15 protein-coding genes are annotated in these 17,489 nt (G+C 51.0%); 7 read left to right on the forward strand and 8 right to left on the reverse strand.

What is annotated here, in order from left to right:
* Positions 1-178 precede the first annotated feature (178 nt).
* The 4 genes from yiaY to JM656_RS00615 all read left to right on the forward strand — a co-directional run bounded on the left by yiaY (position 179) and on the right by JM656_RS00615 (position 4,650).
* The gene (gene yiaY, locus JM656_RS00600; RefSeq protein WP_203359603.1) at positions 179-1,330 is read left to right on the forward strand and encodes an L-threonine dehydrogenase; all 1,152 of its coding nucleotides are present in this window, start codon (positions 179-181) and stop codon (positions 1,328-1,330) included.
* Between the two features lie 93 nt (positions 1,331-1,423).
* Positions 1,424-2,962, forward strand: coding sequence for an aldehyde dehydrogenase AldB (gene aldB / locus JM656_RS00605; protein WP_192614128.1), 1,539 nt, complete (start codon positions 1,424-1,426; stop codon positions 2,960-2,962).
* Between the two features lie 222 nt (positions 2,963-3,184).
* Entirely contained in the window at positions 3,185-3,508 is a 324-nt protein-coding gene (locus tag JM656_RS00610) for a DUF3302 domain-containing protein (protein ID WP_203359604.1), read from the forward strand.
* A 5-nt stretch (positions 3,509-3,513) separates the two neighbouring features.
* Positions 3,514-4,650 (forward strand): HlyD family secretion protein, encoded by a 1,137-nt coding sequence (locus tag JM656_RS00615; protein WP_203359605.1) that lies wholly within the window; start codon positions 3,514-3,516, stop codon positions 4,648-4,650.
* Here JM656_RS00615 and JM656_RS00620 read toward each other — a convergent pair.
* A complete protein-coding gene (locus JM656_RS00620; RefSeq protein WP_203361188.1) occupies positions 4,644-5,621 on the reverse strand; it encodes a LysR family transcriptional regulator in 978 nt (325 codons plus the stop codon). The two genes, JM656_RS00615 and JM656_RS00620, sit on opposite strands and share 7 nt — an antisense overlap.
* 121 nt (positions 5,622-5,742) lie before the next feature.
* Between JM656_RS00620 and JM656_RS00625 the strand changes: the two genes are divergently transcribed.
* The gene (locus JM656_RS00625) at positions 5,743-6,483 is read left to right on the forward strand and encodes a MipA/OmpV family protein (protein ID WP_203359606.1); all 741 of its coding nucleotides are present in this window, start codon (positions 5,743-5,745) and stop codon (positions 6,481-6,483) included.
* Positions 6,484-6,516: 33 nt separating this feature from the next.
* Here JM656_RS00625 and JM656_RS00630 read toward each other — a convergent pair whose 3' ends face one another.
* Positions 6,517-6,828, reverse strand: a complete 312-nt coding sequence (locus JM656_RS00630) for a hypothetical protein (RefSeq protein ID WP_203359607.1) — start codon at positions 6,826-6,828, stop codon at positions 6,517-6,519.
* A gap of 340 nt (positions 6,829-7,168) precedes the next feature.
* Here JM656_RS00630 and JM656_RS00635 point away from each other — a divergent pair, with 340 nt between their 5' ends.
* Positions 7,169-7,642: a 4Fe-4S dicluster domain-containing protein gene (locus tag JM656_RS00635; RefSeq protein ID WP_203359608.1), complete on the forward strand. Its 474-nt coding sequence runs from the start codon at positions 7,169-7,171 to the stop codon at positions 7,640-7,642.
* 43 nt (positions 7,643-7,685) lie between these two features.
* On the opposite strand, the gene avtA is transcribed toward JM656_RS00635, so the two are convergent.
* Both avtA and malS read right to left on the reverse strand, forming a co-directional pair.
* Positions 7,686-8,936, reverse strand: coding sequence for a valine--pyruvate transaminase (gene avtA / locus JM656_RS00640; protein ID WP_203359609.1), 1,251 nt, complete (start codon positions 8,934-8,936; stop codon positions 7,686-7,688).
* A 176-nt stretch (positions 8,937-9,112) separates the two neighbouring features.
* Positions 9,113-11,143 carry an alpha-amylase gene (gene malS / locus JM656_RS00645; RefSeq protein WP_203359610.1) on the reverse strand — a complete coding sequence of 677 codons (2,031 nt, stop codon included), beginning with the start codon at positions 11,141-11,143 and terminating at the stop codon, positions 9,113-9,115.
* 316 nt (positions 11,144-11,459) lie between these two features.
* Here malS and JM656_RS00650 point away from each other — a divergent pair, with 316 nt between their 5' ends.
* Entirely contained in the window at positions 11,460-12,284 is an 825-nt protein-coding gene (locus tag JM656_RS00650; protein WP_203359611.1) for a protein bax, read from the forward strand.
* Between the two features lie 47 nt (positions 12,285-12,331).
* Here JM656_RS00650 and xylR read toward each other — a convergent pair whose 3' ends face one another.
* The 4 genes from xylR to xylF form a co-directional block, all read right to left on the reverse strand.
* A complete protein-coding gene (gene xylR / locus JM656_RS00655) occupies positions 12,332-13,510 on the reverse strand; it encodes a D-xylose utilization transcriptional activator XylR (RefSeq protein WP_203359612.1) in 1,179 nt (392 codons plus the stop codon).
* A gap of 81 nt (positions 13,511-13,591) precedes the next feature.
* Positions 13,592-14,773 (reverse strand): xylose ABC transporter permease XylH, encoded by a 1,182-nt coding sequence (xylH, locus tag JM656_RS00660; protein ID WP_203359613.1) that lies wholly within the window; start codon positions 14,771-14,773, stop codon positions 13,592-13,594.
* Positions 14,751-16,292, reverse strand: a complete 1,542-nt coding sequence (locus tag JM656_RS00665; RefSeq protein ID WP_203359614.1) for a xylose ABC transporter ATP-binding protein — start codon at positions 16,290-16,292, stop codon at positions 14,751-14,753. The genes xylH and JM656_RS00665 overlap by 23 nt, the downstream gene beginning before the upstream one ends.
* A gap of 101 nt (positions 16,293-16,393) precedes the next feature.
* Positions 16,394-17,386, reverse strand: a complete 993-nt coding sequence (xylF, locus tag JM656_RS00670; RefSeq protein ID WP_203361189.1) for a D-xylose ABC transporter substrate-binding protein — start codon at positions 17,384-17,386, stop codon at positions 16,394-16,396.
* Positions 17,387-17,489 lie beyond the last annotated feature (103 nt).

The following is a 17,489-nucleotide window of genomic DNA, read 5'->3' on the forward strand; positions in this document are numbered from 1 at the left end:
ATGTACGACATAAATTAATACAAAAAATACATTGATTTGGATAAAGCATGTTCAGTTATTAACCGAACGTGCTTTTTTATTTTCATCATTATGAAAAAAACAACGCTGATCATATTTTGAGTAAACGTTACTCCGTATGCTGTTTTTCTGATTTATTGATGAAATTAAGGATAGTTTTATGGCTGCTTCAACATTTTTTATTCCTTCCGTTAATATCATTGGCGCTGATTCACTGAAAGACGCGATGAATACGATGGCGGAATATGGATTTCGCCGCACGTTAATTGTCACGGATACGATGCTGACAAAATTAGGTATGGCGGGCGAAATTCAAAAAGCGCTGCAGGAACGTGATATTTTCAGCGTAGTTTATGATGGTACGCAGCCTAACCCAACCACTGGAAACGTTGCCGCTGGGCTGAAAATGCTTGAAGAAAATGCGTGCGACAGCGTGATTTCTCTGGGCGGTGGCTCTCCGCACGACTGCGCAAAAGGTATTGCGCTGGTGGCGGCTAACGGCGGTGATATCCGTGATTATGAAGGGGTGGACCGCTCTGCGAAACCACAGCTGCCTATGATTGCCATTAACACCACGGCAGGAACTGCATCGGAAATGACCCGCTTCTGCATCATCACCGACGAAGCGCGCCACATTAAAATGGCGATTGTGGATAAACACGTCACCCCGCTTCTCTCCGTGAACGACTCTTCGCTGATGGTCGGTATGCCGAAATCGCTGACCGCCGCGACCGGCATGGATGCGTTGACCCACGCGATTGAAGCGTATGTTTCTATCGCCGCCACGCCGATTACCGATGCATGTGCTCTGAAAGCCGTCACCATGATTGCCGAGAATCTGCCGACTGCGGTTGAAGATGGCAGCAACGCGCAGGCGCGTGAAGCGATGGCCTATGCGCAGTTCCTGGCGGGAATGGCGTTTAACAACGCGTCACTTGGCTATGTCCATGCGATGGCGCACCAGCTCGGCGGTTTCTACAACCTGCCGCATGGCGTGTGCAACGCCGTATTGCTGCCGCACGTTCAGGTATTTAACAGCCAGGTTGCGGCAGGACGTCTGCGTGATTGCGCGGCGGCGATGGGCGTGAACGTGGCTGGTATGAGCGACGCGGAAGGCGCGCAAGCTTGTATCGCCGCGATTCGTGAACTGGCGCAGCAGGTGAACATCCCGGCGGGTCTGCGGGATCTGAACGTGAAAGAAGAAGACTTTCCGGTACTGGCGACCAATGCGCTGAAAGATGCTTGCGGTCTGACCAACCCGATCCAGGCGACCCACGAGGAGATCATGGCGATTTATCGTGCTGCCATGTAATTCGTGATACTTGTCGTAAAGCATGAAAAGGCTGGCGAAGATTTCGCCAGCCACGTCTACCCTTGTAGTACCTCTACAGCTAAGGAGACGTTCATGACCAATAATCCCCCTTCAACACGTATCCAGCCCGGCGAATATGGTTATCCTCTGAAGTTAAAAGCCCGCTACGACAACTTTATCGGTGGCGACTGGGTTGCGCCTGCAGACGGTGAGTACTATCAGAACCTGACGCCTGTGACCGGGCAACTGCTGTGTGAAGTGGCCTCTTCCGGCAAAAAAGATATCGATCTGGCACTTGATGCTGCCCATAAGATAAAAGACAAATGGGCGCATACCTCAGTGCAGGATCGCGCTGCCATTCTGTTCAAAATTGCCGATCGTATGGAGCAAAATCTGGAGCTGCTGGCAACGGCGGAAACCTGGGATAACGGCAAACCGATTCGTGAAACCAGCGCTGCCGACGTGCCGCTGGCGATCGATCATTTCCGCTATTTTGCCTCGTGCATCCGTGCGCAGGAAGGCGGTATCAGTGAAGTGGACAGCGACACCGTCGCCTACCATTTCCATGAACCGCTTGGCGTGGTGGGACAAATCATTCCGTGGAACTTCCCACTGCTGATGGCAAGCTGGAAAATGGCGCCAGCGCTGGCGGCGGGCAACTGTGTGGTGCTCAAACCTGCGCGTCTGACACCGCTTTCGGTGCTGTTGCTGATGGAAATCATTGGCGATTTGCTGCCGCCGGGCGTGGTGAACGTGGTGAACGGTGCGGGCGGGGAGATCGGTGAATATCTGGCAACCTCGAAACGCATCGCAAAAGTGGCGTTTACCGGTTCGACGGAAGTTGGGCAGCAGATCATGCAGTATGCCACGCAGAACATTATTCCGGTGACGCTGGAGCTGGGTGGGAAATCCCCGAATATCTTCTTTGCTGATGTGATGGATGAAGAAGATGCGTTCTTCGACAAGGCGCTGGAAGGCTTTGCCCTCTTTGCATTTAACCAGGGCGAGGTCTGTACCTGCCCGAGTCGCGCGCTGGTACAGGAATCCATTTATGAGCGCTTTATGGAACGAGCGATTCGCCGGGTGGAGAGCATCCGCAGTGGTAACCCGCTCGACAGCGTGACGCAGATGGGGGCGCAGGTCTCTCATGGTCAGATGGAAACCATTCTGAATTACATTGATATTGGTAAGAAAGAAGGGGCTGATGTTCTGACTGGCGGGCGGCGCAAACAGCTGGAAGGTGAGTTAAAAGAGGGCTATTACCTCGAGCCGACCATCCTGTTCGGTAAGAACAATATGCGCGTATTCCAGGAGGAGATCTTCGGCCCGGTGCTGGCGGTGACGACCTTCAAAACGATGGATGAAGCGCTGGCGCTGGCTAACGACACTCAATATGGCCTCGGCGCTGGGGTCTGGAGTCGCAATGGTAATCTGGCCTATAAAATGGGGCGTGGCATCCAGGCAGGGCGCGTGTGGACCAACTGTTACCATGCTTATCCCGCGCATGCCGCGTTTGGGGGCTATAAGCAGTCGGGCATTGGCCGTGAGACACACAAAATGATGCTCGAGCACTATCAGCAAACCAAATGTCTGCTGGTGAGCTACTCTGATAAACCGCTAGGATTGTTCTGATATTTATTTTATAACATGCCCGGTGACCTTATGTTTACCGGGCATGAATCCCTTCAAATCCAGCGCAGGTTCATCCGCAACACCACTGTAGTATATATAAAACTATATAGCTTTATATAAATATGGGCATTGCCTGGCGAGCGCCCCCCCCATTACTATCCTCCAGATGTATTTGTTTTTGTTAAAATGCTGATTGATATTTTTTGAGTTTTTGAGGGAAATATGTTCCTGAATTATTTTGCACTAGGTGTATTGGTTGTCGTATTCCTGGTTATTTTTTATGGGATTATCATTCTGCATGATATTCCTTACCTCATTGCGAAAAAACGCAATCATCCACATGCCGATGCGATACATGTCGCCGGTTGGGTGAGTTTGTTTACGTTACATATTATTTGGCCTTTCTTATGGATTTGGGCCACGCTGTATCGTCCGGACCGCGGATGGGGAATGCAGAGTCATAACCCTGACCTTATTGAGTTGCAACAACGTGTCGCCGGACTGGAAAAACAACTGGCCGAGGCTAAGTCCTCCCCAGCGGAGTAATTGTTATGGATTTACTGATTATTCTCACCTATGTGGCTTTTGCATGGGCCATGTTTAAGATCTTCAAAATTCCCGTCAATAAATGGACAATACCGACTGCGGCATTAGGCGGTATATTTATTGTGAGCGGTTTAATATTACTGATGAACTATAACCATCCGTATACTTTTAAAGCGCAGAAGGCGGTGGTTTCCATTCCGGTAGTGCCGTTGGTGACGGGTACTGTCATCGAAGTGACGGATAAGAAAGATACCCTGATAAAAAAAGGGGAAATTCTTTTCAAATTGAATCCGGGACGTTATCAGGCTCGGGTTAATCGTTTGCAGGCTGATATTGTCACGGCGACCCATAAAGAGCAGACGCTTGTCGCGCAACTGGCAGAAATGCAGGCAAATACTCAGAAGGCGAAAGCCACGCGGGATCGAGTTGGGAAAGATTATCAGCGTTACCTGCAGGGCAGTCAGGCAAAAGTGAATCCGTTCTCGGAACGCGATATTGATGCTGCACGGCAGAACTATCTGGCTCAGGAAGCGGCAGTCAAATCATCCATTGCAGAAGAACAGCAGATCCAAAGTCAGTTAGACAGTCTGGTTGAGGGCGAAAACTCGCAGGTCGCCAGCCTCAGAGCGCAACTTGCGGAAGCTGAATTTAACCTTGAACAAACCGTCGTGCGCGCGCCGAGCGATGGATATGCGACGCAGGTATTAATCCGCCCTGGCACCTATGCCGCCGCTCTGCCTCTGCGTCCGGTGATGGTGTTTATTCCCAGCCAGAAACGACAAATTATCGCTCAGTTCCGGCAGAACTCGCTGCTGCGTTTGAAGCCTGGCGATGAAGCTGAAGTGGTGTTTAACGCCTTGCCGGGAAGAGTGTATAGCGGGAAGCTCTCTTCCATTAGCCCCGCAGTACCCGGGGGGACATATCAGTCGATGGGCGCCTTACAATCTTTAAACGTCACGCCTGGAACAGATGGGGTGATCGCCAGCATCGAACTGAATGAGAATGTGGATTTCAACGCGCTGCCTGACGGTATCTTCGCCCAGGTTGCCATCTATTCCGAGCACTTCAGCCACGTCTCCGTTATGCGTAAAGTGCTGTTGCGAATGACCAGTTGGATGCACTACCTGTATCTCGATCATTGATCTGTTAACTGACAAGCTTGCTCAGGTGATTTCTGGATTACGTGAGCAAGCTGATGACGAATTTCGTTCAGCAACTCATCCAGCACATACTGCACCCGCCAGGGTTGATACTCACGCTTGCGGAAGATAACGACTAAATCCAGCCACCACTGATGTTGTTCCGGAAAACAGGGGAACAACGTTCCAGACTGAATATCCTGCTTCAATGTTGTATCTGGCGCAAAGACAATACCCAAATGATTGCGGGCAAGGTCGAGTGCTGCTTGCGTATTGTCGCAAACATAATTTCCTTTCACCCGATACTCATGAATATCCACCCCGCCGTTTGATGCAAAACGCCAGATATTGGCATCATCAATCATCATTGAATCAATAAGAATACAGGAATGATTTTCAAGTTCCTGTGGGTGATTAATGGGATGCTTATTTAGATATTCACGACTGGCATAAGCGCTGACGGCATATTTTGCCAGGAATGAGGCAACCAACGTTTGATCTTTCGGTGGCGCATACGTCACCATAATGTCGCAGTCATCTGGAAAGTCGACACCTTCATAAAATGCTTTTCGTTCAAGGTTTGATGTTTTAAGTGTTAAAATAATGTCGCCAATATTTGATATATTAGCAATAACATTCTTAGATAAATAAGAAGTAATACCTGTAGGTGCATACACGGTAACGCGTCCGCTTTTTTCATGCTTATAATCAGCAATAAAATTAGTTAGCTGATTATTTTTATCCAGGCAGGTGTTGATATACGGGAGAAGCGCGGCCCCAAACGGCGTGAGCGTCAGTTGTCGGGTGGTTCTGTCGAATACCTTTAATCCTATTTTTGATTCAAAATCAGCAAGGTACTTGCTAACGTTTGCCTGTGCGATACCCAGCGCTAACGCGGCATGGCTGATATTTTCGCTGGCAGCAATTACCGAGATAATCTTTAATTCTCTCAGCTTGAGTTGTTGTTTATTCATCATGGAATCCATGTATATATGAATTTATATATTACTATATAAATAAGTACATTGCATCGATGAAATTGTAAGCATTATTATGCACGCGCTTTGTAGCTTATTTTAAAATGGAAAGTTTGGCATGTTAATTAAACGTAATATTTTGGCAGTATTTGCAATGTCTTTTATGGCGAGTGCAACTGCTTCAGAATTCTCTCTTGGTGCCGGTGCTGTTTATAATGAATCACCGTATCGCGGCTATAATGAAAATGTTCACGCGGTGCCGCTGATCAGTTACGAAAGTGAGTCTTTTTATTTCAGACAGACATCCTTAGGTTATATTCTTTCAAAAAATGAAAAAAACGAATTTAGCATAACCGCTTCCTGGATGCCGCTGGAGTTTGATCCTGCCGACAACGACGAGCATGACATGAAGCAGCTGGATAAGCGCGACAGCACAGCCATGGTCGGTGCCGCATGGTATCGCCACGAGAAGTGGGGAAGCGTGAAAGTCTCTGCTGCCGCAGATGTTCTGGATAACAGCAATGGTTGGATGGGTGAGGTTTCTGTTTTCCGCCAAATGCCTGTGGGTAAATTCACCCTTACACCGTCTGCTGGTGTCTTCTATTACGACGAAAATTTCAACGACTACTACTACGGTGTATCGGGCAGCGAATCCCGCCGCAGCGGACTGTCCAGCTACTCGCCTGACGACAGCTGGATGCCGTATGTGGGTCTGACCATGAAGTATCCGTTAACCAACAATTTGGTGCTGGTTGCCAACGCAACTTATACCGTGCTGCCAGACGATGTTAAAGACAGCCCGATGGTGGATCGCGACGACAGTTTCGCTTTCATGACCGGACTGAGCTGGCGCTTCTGATAATGGTTTTAGCCCGGCTGCGTGCCGGCCGGGTTAATCCAGCGTCTTTACCTTAAGAGGACGAAAACGGCTGTAGATCCACAGTCCCAGGCAGGTGACTGAGCCCATGAATGCGGTAAAGATAACGGTAACAAACAGGGCGCTGAACATCGCTGCCGGAAGCGCAAGAATGCCATGCACCGGTTGATCGTTCCATTTCACCATGTCGGCCCCAAAGATACCCATCACACCGCACACCACCGCAAAAATTTGCAATGGAATACCAAGGCCAATCAGCATAAGCCGATAGATTGCTGACGGTTTGATTCGCTTCATGGAGATGTCGGTGGCGCTGTCCTTGCTCATTTTTATTTTCTCATCGAAAGGTAAAGTGCTGTGATTGTAGCATGAAGGGATGAGCCTGACCCGCAAGCACCTGTTGTGCCGCCGGGTTGGTTTTATCTTTTATTTCTCTTATTTCTCTATGCCTTAATCAGGTGAGAGAAAAGAATTTTCTTAAGTTGCTGCGTGAGGCCGCTTTGGCAAATTCGAATGAACTGGGTTTTTGTGCGCGGGATTAACGTCGTCAGACAAAACACCAGAACATGACGGGCATCTGACAAAAATGTGTGGTTTCCGTTGTCGGATCAAAGCAGCGCTGGCGGCCTCTCTGGCACTCTGGCGTTTTAGGTCGGAGGAGCAGGTCATGAACCCATTTATTGTGGCGGATGCAACGAAGTGCATTGGATGTCGGACCTGCGAAGTTGCCTGTGTGGTCTCACATCAGGAGAACCAGGACTGCGCAGCAGTCTCCTCCGGAGAATTTGTCTCGCGAATTCGGGTCATTAAAGATAACGCATTCACCACAGCGGTCACCTGCCATCAATGTGAAGATGCACCGTGTGCGAACGTCTGCCCGACGCAGGCTATTCGTCGCGAACGTGGGCATATCTTCGTTGAGCAATCGCGCTGTATCGGGTGTAAAAGTTGTATGCTGGCATGCCCGTTTGGGGCGATGAATGTGGTTTCGACGTTGTCACGGGCGCAGGCCATCAAGTGCGATCTTTGCTGGCATCGCGAGGCGGGACCCGCCTGCGTCGAGGCCTGTCCAACCCATGCCTTAGCGTGCCTGGACGTCGTCACGCTACAACGTCATCGTCTGCTTTCCCAACCATTGTGAACACGACATTCCCGGCAATCATGACCGGGAATGTGACGTTCTGTCAGCCCTCAAGCCAGGCGCGTTCAATCTCTTCAGCCAGAATTTTTACGCCCGCTTCGATTTTTTCCGGTTCGGGAACGTAATTCATCCGCATACATTGATGCGTGTGCGGCCATGGCTTATCAAGACCAGGGAAGAAGTAGTCGCCAGGTACCATCAGGACGCCGCGTTTTTTCAGGCGCTGGTAGAGCAATTCTGTGGTGATGGGCAAATCCTTAAACCACAACCACAGGAAAATGGCGCCTTCGGGTTTATGGATCAGGCAGCGGTCTTCAGATAAATAACGACGAATGATGGCAATCGTCTCCTGAACGCGCTGGTAATAAAACGGTTTGATCACCGTCTCTGACAGGCGCAGCAGATCGTTGCGTTTGATCATTTCACACATCATCGCGGGCCCCATCCCCCCAGGCGCCAGGCTGATAATGCCGTTCATGTTGGTGATGGCGGTGATGATTTCTTCATTGGCGATAATAATGCCGCAGCGAGAGCCGGGCAGCCCCAGCTTGGAGAGGCTCATGCACAGGATAGTGTTGGGGTTCCACAACGGTCGAGCGTCGCTGAAAATAATCCCCGGGAAGGGAACGCCGTAGGCGTTATCAATCACCAGCGGGATGTCGTGTTGGTGCGCCAGAGCGTCCAGCTTCATGAGCTCTTCGTCGGTGATGACATTGCCTGTTGGGTTTGTTGGGCGCGATACACAGATCATGCCCGTCTCTTCGCCGATATGCAGATGTTCAAAATCAACGTGATATTTAAACTGGCCTTCCGGTAGCAGCTCAATATTCGGGCGAGCCGAAACGAAGAGATCTTCCTCCAGACCCGAATCTGCATAGCCAATGTATTCCGGCGCGAGCGGGAAAAGCACTTTTTTGGTCGTGCCGTCGGCGCGGCGTCCGGCAAAGAGATTAAACAAGTAGAAAAATGCGCTCTGACTACCATTTGTTAGCGCAATATTTTGTGGCCCGATATCCCAACCCAGCGTTTCACGGAGCAGTGCGGCGAGCGCGTCCAGTAATTCGGTTTTTCCCTGCGGACCGTCATAATTACAAAGCGCATCAGTGGCTTTGCCATTTTCCAGCATCCCGGTCAGCAGCGTGTGGAAGTATTCCTGCATCGCCGGGATTTGCGCCGGGTTACCGCCGCCAAGCATGATTGCGCCGGGCGTGCGTAAACCGTCGTTGAGGTCCTCCATCAGGCGGGTAATGCCTGAGTGGCGGGTAAATTTGTCGCCAAAAAGTGAGAATGTCATAGCAGGTGATCTGTCGGGCTGAGTAGTAAAGTGGCTAACCATAGCGCTACCTCTGGCAGGGTGCAAATCAGCCGACGGTGAAGAGAGTCACGCTTTATGCTGCCAGTTTCCTTCTGGTTAGTGTTTTATATTGCTAAAGGGTTCTGACACATAGTGGATGCCAGAACCCGGAGAAATCAGGGGCGGCCAGCCCAAATGACCATCACTTTATCGTCAGCATGCTCGCGCACGAAGCCGTATCCTTGTTTTAATGAGAGGGGTGTTTGTTTGCCCGCGCCAATGGCGGAATGCCTGGCTCTGAACTGGCTTATACGCTGCCAGTGTGCAACGGTATCCGCCGCGTTACCGTTGACGTCCTGCCAGTTCATCTCTGACCGTGTCCCTTGCAGAGGATCGGAGCCTGTCGGGCCGAAAGGTCGCGCAGACTCATCACCGTAAAAGATTTGCACAGCGCCAGGCGCCAGCAGCAACAGCTCCGCTGCCTTATCGCCGCCTTCCCGGAACAGGCGAGTGTCGTGCGATGAGAGATAGCTCAGGACGTTGAAATCCTGCAATTTTTCTGCCATTTGTTGCCAGGTGAGGTCCATGTCGGCCAGACAATCAAACGCTTTTGCCGCCTGTTCCTGGTAATCAAAATTGATCATCGCGTCAAAGCCGTGGCGGTAGTAGTCGCTTTGCATCACGCCATGACCCCAGGCTTCACCGGTCATCCAGAAGGGGCTGTTATCCAGCGCTTTGTCTGGATTGGCGCGTTTCCATTCAACCAGCGCTGCGCTGGCCTGCGTTTTCAGTTGTTGCCAGGCGGGAAGTTCGACGTGCTTGGCGGTATCGACGCGGAAACCGTCGATGCCGTAGTCTCGTACCCACTGACTTAACCAGTGGGTTAAATAATCTCGCGGCGTGTAACCCGCAATGGCTTTGGCATGGGTATCCGGTTTGTGTTGATAGAACACGGGCAGGCCAGAAGGGGTGGTGGACTCGGTTTTGAGATCGGGCAGAAAGGCCAGGGACATGGTCAGGTCATCAAAGCCTGGCGCGTCGTAATCTCCGATGTCGGTGCGGATCCACTTTTTTCCCCACCATTTTTCCCATGCGGTTTTATCGCCGAAGTTGATGTAATCATTAAAGCTGTGCCAGCTTTGACCTGCTGCGGGTTTCCAGTCCGTCCAGCGCTCACCGAGCGTTTTCTTCAGCTCATCTCCCGATAAATACAGCGCGCCAAACTGGTACTCCTGCATATCCGCCAGCGTGGCGTAACCGGTATGGTTCATCACCACATCGAACAGAATTCGAATGCCACGCTGATGTGCGCCGTCAACCAGCGCGCGCAGGTCATCGGCGGTACCCATATTGGCGTCAAGCGTGGTCCAGTCCTGGGTGTAATAACCGTGGTAGGCGTAATGAGGGAAATCGCCTTTGGTGCCGCCGCCGACCCAGCCATGAATTTGCTCAAAGGGGGCGCTTATCCACAGGGCGTTGACGCCAAGCTGCTGCAGATAGTCCAGTTTGCTCGCCAGTCCGCGTAAATCGCCGCCATGAAAGGTACCGATCTCCTGCATACCGTCTTTATGGCGGCCATAACTGTTGTCGTTTGTCGGATCACCATTCTGGAAGCGGTCTGTCAGCACAAAGTAGACGGTGGCGTTATGCCAGTCGAATGCGGCGGGAGCGTTGGTCTCTGCCCGTTCCAGCAGTAAAAGCCCATTACTGGTCGCCGCGGGCTGGAGCGTGATGTGGCCATTTTTAACCGTGGCGATTTGCTGACTGTAGAAATCGCGTACTTTTGAGCCTTCCGCAAAGGTCCCGGCGACATCCTGGGTCAGCGGCGAACCGTCCCATTTCGGGCACTGGCGTATTGGGTTTTCGGCAGGTTCGGCGGCATTCTTTACCGACAGCATCAGTGTTGGTGTACCCGAGCGGGTATCCACCTCCAGCGTATAGTCGCCCTCTTTAAAAAGCCGCCATTGTGGAGGGGCTCCTTCGCACTGTTTGAGGGACAGCATTTGATTGAGCTTTATCGTCTCTGCAGGCTGCCAGCACTGTTGGTCAAACGTCAGCGTTAAAGGGCGGGTACCCTTCGTCAACGTGGTATGGCTGACAAACTTACCGGTTCCTTGTGCAGTAAAAGCCGGGAAGCCGGGCGTTGTCCATGATGCGGCGATCGCAATGCCGGGCATCAACGCCAGAACAATGGCGGCAAGTTTCATAACGCGGTCCTTGTTGCTGCGATTTTAGTCAGTTTGCCAGTGAAATGGGGCGGCAAAATCATCCTTTGGATGAATACCTCCAGGATGAGGCGCGAGGATGAGCGATCGTGCGCAAAAAACAGCCTTATTTTGCGATAACCTCCACATTTTCATCGAATTAATGACATTCCTAACCGTTAGCGCGTGACATAGTTTCAGAATTGGACTATTCCTTTGAGTGCTCTGGACGGCTATTTTTGATATGATTTGAGATTCAACTCTCATTTTTGTGAAAAATATAAGGTGTTGGAATGTATAAATCCGACCAGGAGACCTAATGATATTGACTCCCATTCGACGATATGGGGCCATGATTCTTATGTTACTCACCATCGCATTTTCGGGTGAAGTGCTGGCAAAGACGCACACGACGACAACGAGTCAGAAGTCCCACGTAACCAAGACAAGTAATACACAGGCAAGCAGTAAACAAGAGTATTCTCGCAATAGTGCAAAGAGCAGTTCACTTCCTGATTTGCGAAAATACCCTTCCGGAACACCAAGGAAAAAAGCGTTTCTCCGGACGGTTATGCCTTATATTACCAGTCAAAATGCTGCCATTACGGCTGATCGTAACTGGCTGATTTCAAAGCAGTACCAGAACCGCTGGTCGCCTTCTGAGCGTGCGCGCATGAAAGATATCGCGAAGCGCTACAAGGTGAGCTGGTCCGGCAATACGCGTAAAGTTCCGTGGAACACGTTGCTTGAGCGTGTCGACATTATCCCTACCAGTATGGTGGCGACGATGGCTGCGGCAGAAAGCGGCTGGGGTACCTCTAAGCTGGCCCGTAACAATAACAATCTGTTCGGTATGAAGTGCGGGAAAGGCCGTTGCAGCAACGCGCCTGGTAAGGTGAAAGGTTATTCTCAGTTCGACTCAGTTAAAGAGTCGGTCAGCGCCTATGTCATCAACCTGAATACCCACCCGGCTTACTCCTCCTTCCGTAAGTCGCGCGCGCAACTGCGCAAAGCGGATCAGGAAGTGACGGCGACCGCGATGATTCATAAGCTGAAGGGTTATTCAACGAAAGGACAGAGCTATAACAACTATCTGTTCGCCATGTATCAGGATAACCAGCGCTTAATTGCCGCGCATATGTAATCGTTACATGCCGGATGGCGCATTAGCGCCGCCATCCGGCAAGCACATCACAGCAACACTTCACTGTTCAGGTCACGGTACTCTTTTGGGGTCGTGCCATACTCTTTTTTAAAGACCGAATAGAAATATTGCAGGGAAGGATAGCCGCACATCTGTGAGATTTCGTTGATCGACAGTGTGGTGGAAATCAACAGGCTACGCGCTTTTTCCAGTTTTTCAGCATGGATTACGGCGTGGATAGTCTCCCCCACCTCCTCTTTGAATCGCTTTTCCAGATTTGAGCGGGAAATTCCCACCGCGTCCAGCACCTGATCAACCTTGATACCTTTACAGGCATGATTGCGAATGAAATGCATGGCCTGAATGACGGCCGGGTCTGTGAGCGAACGGTAGTCGGTCGACTGACGCTCAACGACGCGCACCGGAGGGACGAGGATACGCTGTAAGGGCATCTCTTCGTTGGCCAGCAGGCGGTGCAGCATTTTGGCGGCCTGATATCCCATCTGCCGTGCGCCCTGTGCGACCGACGAGAGCGCGACGCGTGACAGGTAACGGGTGAGTTCTTCGTTATCAATCCCAATGACGCTCAGCTTTTCGGGCACCGGGATGTGCAGATGTTCACAGACCTGCAGCACATGCCGCGCACGGGCGTCCGTCACCGCAATAATGCCGGTTTGTGGCGGCAGAGTCTGCAGCCAGTCCGCCAGGCGATTTTGCGCGTGCTGCCAGTTTTCTGGCGCCGTCTCCAGCCCCTGATAGACCACGCCGCGGTATTTCTCTTCTGCCACTAACTGACAAAACGCGTATTCACGTTCTGCTGCCCAGCGTTTACCGCTGGAGGCGGGCAGGCCATAGAAGGCAAAACGGTTAATCCCTTTTTCTTTCAGGTGCAGAAAGGCGCTTTCCACTAATGCGAAGTTATCCGTGGCGATGTAATGGACCGGAGGATAATGTTCAGGAAGATGGTAGGAACCGCCGACGCCGACGATGGGAACGTCAACGTCAGCAAGCAGGCGGGCAATTTCATCGTCGTCGTAGTCGGCGATGACGCCATCTCCCAGCCACTCTTTGATGTTATCAATCCGGGCACGAAAGTCTTCTTCAATAAAGATATCCCACTCGGATTGCGACGCTTGCAAATATTCACCGACACCTTCGACGACCTGACGGTCGTAAGCTTTGTTGGCGTTAAATAACAGCGTGATACGATGACGTTTATCAAACATGGTTCTTTTCCTGCTGAATCATGCATAAAAACAATGCCGGTAGGCATTTACCGGCATTGAAACTTCCCCATTTTCTTACATTCAGGCACGGCGTTTGGTTGCTGAGTCCATCCATACTGCCAGCAACAGAATTGCTCCCTTCACTATATACTGCCAGAAGGTGGGAACATCCATCATACTCATTCCATTGTCGAGAGAGGCCATAATAAATGCGCCCATAACGGCACCGGCGACACTCCCGATACCGCCCGCCAGGCTGGTTCCCCCAATTACACACGCGGCAATCGCATCCAGTTCCGCAATATTCCCGGCGGAAGGGGAGCCTGCGCCAAGTCGTGAACTGAGGATCAGCCCGGCAATCGCCACCATCAGGCCATTAATGGCGAAGACCGCGAGCTTGGTACGCTCGACGTTAATGCCAGACAGACGTGCGGCTTCGATATTGCCGCCGATGGCGTAAATGCGACGACCAAAGGCGGTGCGCGTTGCCATAAACATCCCCCCAAGCAACAACAGCGTCAGCAGCAGCACCGGCGTCGGGACACCACGATAATCATTCAGCAGCCAGATCGCGCCTAATACGATAATGGCCGTCAACGCCTGGCGACCGACAACCGACGTCGGTACAGGAGATTCAAGACCTAACGCCTGGCGGCGCATACGCCCGCGCCATTGCCAGCCGATAAACGCCATTAACCCGAGTGCGCCGATGATAAAGCCAGTACCATCTGACAAGTAACTTTGGCCAATCTGCGACATGGCGGCGCTGGTGGGAGAGACGGTTGTGCCGTTGGTGATCCCGATGAGAATACCGCGGAAAGCCAGCATGCCGGCAAGCGTCACAATAAACGAAGGGACTTTGCGGTAGGCGACCCACCATCCGTTCCAGGTGCCGAGGAGCAAACCCAGAGCCAGCGTGACGATCACCGTCAGCGGTAATGGCCACCCGAGCCAGACATCGCAGATTGCCGCGACGCCGCCCAATAAGCCCATCATCGAACCGACCGAGAGATCGATTTCGGCGGAGATAATCACGAACACCATACCGACTGCCAGGATACCCGTGATCGCGGTTTGCCGCAGCAGGTTAGAGACGTTACGGGCGCTCAGGTAGGCGCCCTCTGTGGTCCACGTGAAAAACAACATGATTACGATGATCGCCGCAATCATGACGAAGACTTGTAAATTAAGCGATTTGATTCCGGGGAAGCCGCCTGCCCGTGGGGCCGCAAGTTTCGCTTCAGACGGGGTGTTTTTCGACATGCTGTTCGCTCCTCAATGCGGCTTCCATGACCTGCTCCTGAGTCAGGTTATGATTCACCAGGTTAGCTTTCAGTTTTCCTTCATGCATCACCAGGATGCGATCGCTCAGTCCGAGCACTTCGGGTAATTCGGAAGAGATGACAATGACGGCGATACCTTGCTGCACAAGCTGGTTAATAAGCTTGTAGATTTCATATTTAGCGCCGATATCAATTCCCCGCGTGGGTTCATCAAGGATGAGAATGCGGGGATTTAACAGGAGACAACGTGCCAGAATCGCTTTTTGCTGATTGCCCCCGCTCAGACGACCAATGGCCAGATCGGGAGAGGAGGTTTTGACTTTGAGCTGCTGGAGAGATTCCAGAATGCATTTTTGTTCTGCGGCATCATCGAGATGGCTCAGTGTCCCGGTAAAGGTATCGAGGGCCGCCAGCGTGATGTTTTTTCCCACCGCCATCACGGGAACAATGCCGTCTCTTTTACGGTCTTCGGGAACCATGGCAATACCCTGAGCAATGGCTTGCTGGCAGTTACGAATATCTACCGGATTGCCCTCAATGAATATTTTCCCCTCCCAACGACCAGGCCAGACGCCAAACAGACACTGAACGGCTTCGGTACGCCCGGCCCCAACGAGTCCGGCAATGCCCAGAATTTCACCGCGCTTAAGGGAGAAGGAAATATCGTTAACCCGCTTAATATGGCGGTTCACAGGATGCCAGGCGGTAAGGTGCTCAACCCGTAAAATCTCGTCTCCCATTGTGTGTGGTTCACTGGGATAGAGCGCGGTTAGCTCACGACCGACCATCATGGTGATAATATCGTCTTCGCTCATGCCAGTGGCATCACGAGTGCCAATATGCTGACCATCGCGAATAACGCAAATCGTATTCGAAATGGCTTTAACCTCATTGAGTTTGTGTGAAATGTAAATGCAGGCAATATCATGCTGTTGCAGATCGCGAATGATATTCAGCAGTATGGCGGTTTCCTGCTCGGTGAGCGAGGCCGTGGGTTCATCGAGAATGAGCAGGCGGACCTGTTTGTTCAGCGCCTTGGCGATTTCGACCAGTTGCTGTTGTCCCAAACCTAAATCACCGACTCGTGTATCGGGCGAAATGGACAAGCTGACCTGTTCTAATAATTTTTGGCAACGCAGCGTCATCATGTCGTAATCCAACAGGCCATGACGCGTGATTTCGCTGCCAAGAAATATATTTTCCAGAACCGTCAAATGTTTAACCAGGGCTAATTCCTGGTGGATAATGGCAATACCTTTGCGTTCGGTGTCGCGAATATGGTTGGCCTGAATCGTTTCTCCCGCAAAAATGATCTCGCCTTCGTAAGATCCGTGCGGATAAATACCGCACAGCACTTTCATTAATGTCGATTTTCCGGAACCATTTTCGCCGCATAATGAAACGATTTCACCAGCATTGACCCTGAGGCTCACGTTATCAACCGCCTTCACGACGCCGAATGTCTTGGTAATGCTCTTCATTTCAAGTAGATATGGCATAACTGCTCCACATAAGCCAATGAGAGAACCCTGCGTGTATACCTGTCGTTATTGTGCAGCAACGTCGGTATAGCCCTCTGATGGTTCAGAGGGCGTAACGCTTAAAGCTCGCTTTTCTTGTGGAACCCGTCTTTGATGACCGTTTCGGTAATATTGTCTTTGTTCACATCAATAGGTGTAAGCAGTCGGGAAGGGACATCTTTCAAACCATTGTTCAGCGTGGTATCTGCCTTGGGCTGTTGATCATTCCCCAATTCGACAGCGATTTCCGCAGCAGTGTTGGCGAGCAGGGTGATCGGTTTATACACCGTCATCGTTTGCGTTCCCGCCATAATGCGTTTGATACCGGCAAGGTCCGCATCCTGCCCGGAAATAGCGACTTTTCCTGATAAACCTTGCGCACTTAACGCCTGAACCGCACCGCCCGCCGTTGCGTCATTTGAGGCGACGACAGCATCAATTTTGTTATTGTTGGCGGTCAAAGCATTTTCCATAATCTTCAACGCATTTTCAGGCAGCCAGCCGTCAACCCATTGATCGCCGACGACCTTAATTTTGCCTTCGTCAATATACGGTTTTAATACTTTCATTTGCCCGGCGCGGAACAGTTTTGCATTATTATCGACAGGTGATCCTCCCATCAGAAAATAATTTCCCTGGGGTACAATATTGACCAATGATTGAGCCTGTAATTCGCCCACTTTTTCATTATCAAAAGAGATATAAAAATCGATATCGGCATCGTTGATCATGCGGTCATAAGCCAGGACTTTTATCCCTTCTTGTTTCGCCTCTTTGATGACGTTGCTTAAGACTTGTCCGTTGTAAGGAATTATCACGAGGACGTCTACGCCACGGTTGATCATGTTTTCAATCTGCGACATTTGGGTTTCTTCATTACCATTTGCAGACTGTACAAATACTTTTGCACCGAGCGATTCCGCTTTGCTGACGAAAATATCGCGATCTTTCTGCCAGCGCTCCAGGCGGAGATCATCAATCGCCATACCGATTTTAACTTCTTTGGCATGACCCGCGACGCTGGTGAGTAAAAGGGATGTGCAGACAGTCAGTAAAATATTTTTTATCTTCATCTTCATAATCGTGATGCCTTTTGTAGGAGAGGACGGCAGTAAAAGTAACAATCACAGCGTAAGACGTAGCAGATTTTTAACAGTTAATGCACGGAAGGCAATT

This window comes from Citrobacter sp. R56, assembly GCF_016811995.1.
GTDB lineage: Bacteria > Pseudomonadota > Gammaproteobacteria > Enterobacterales > Enterobacteriaceae > Citrobacter_D > Citrobacter_D enshiensis.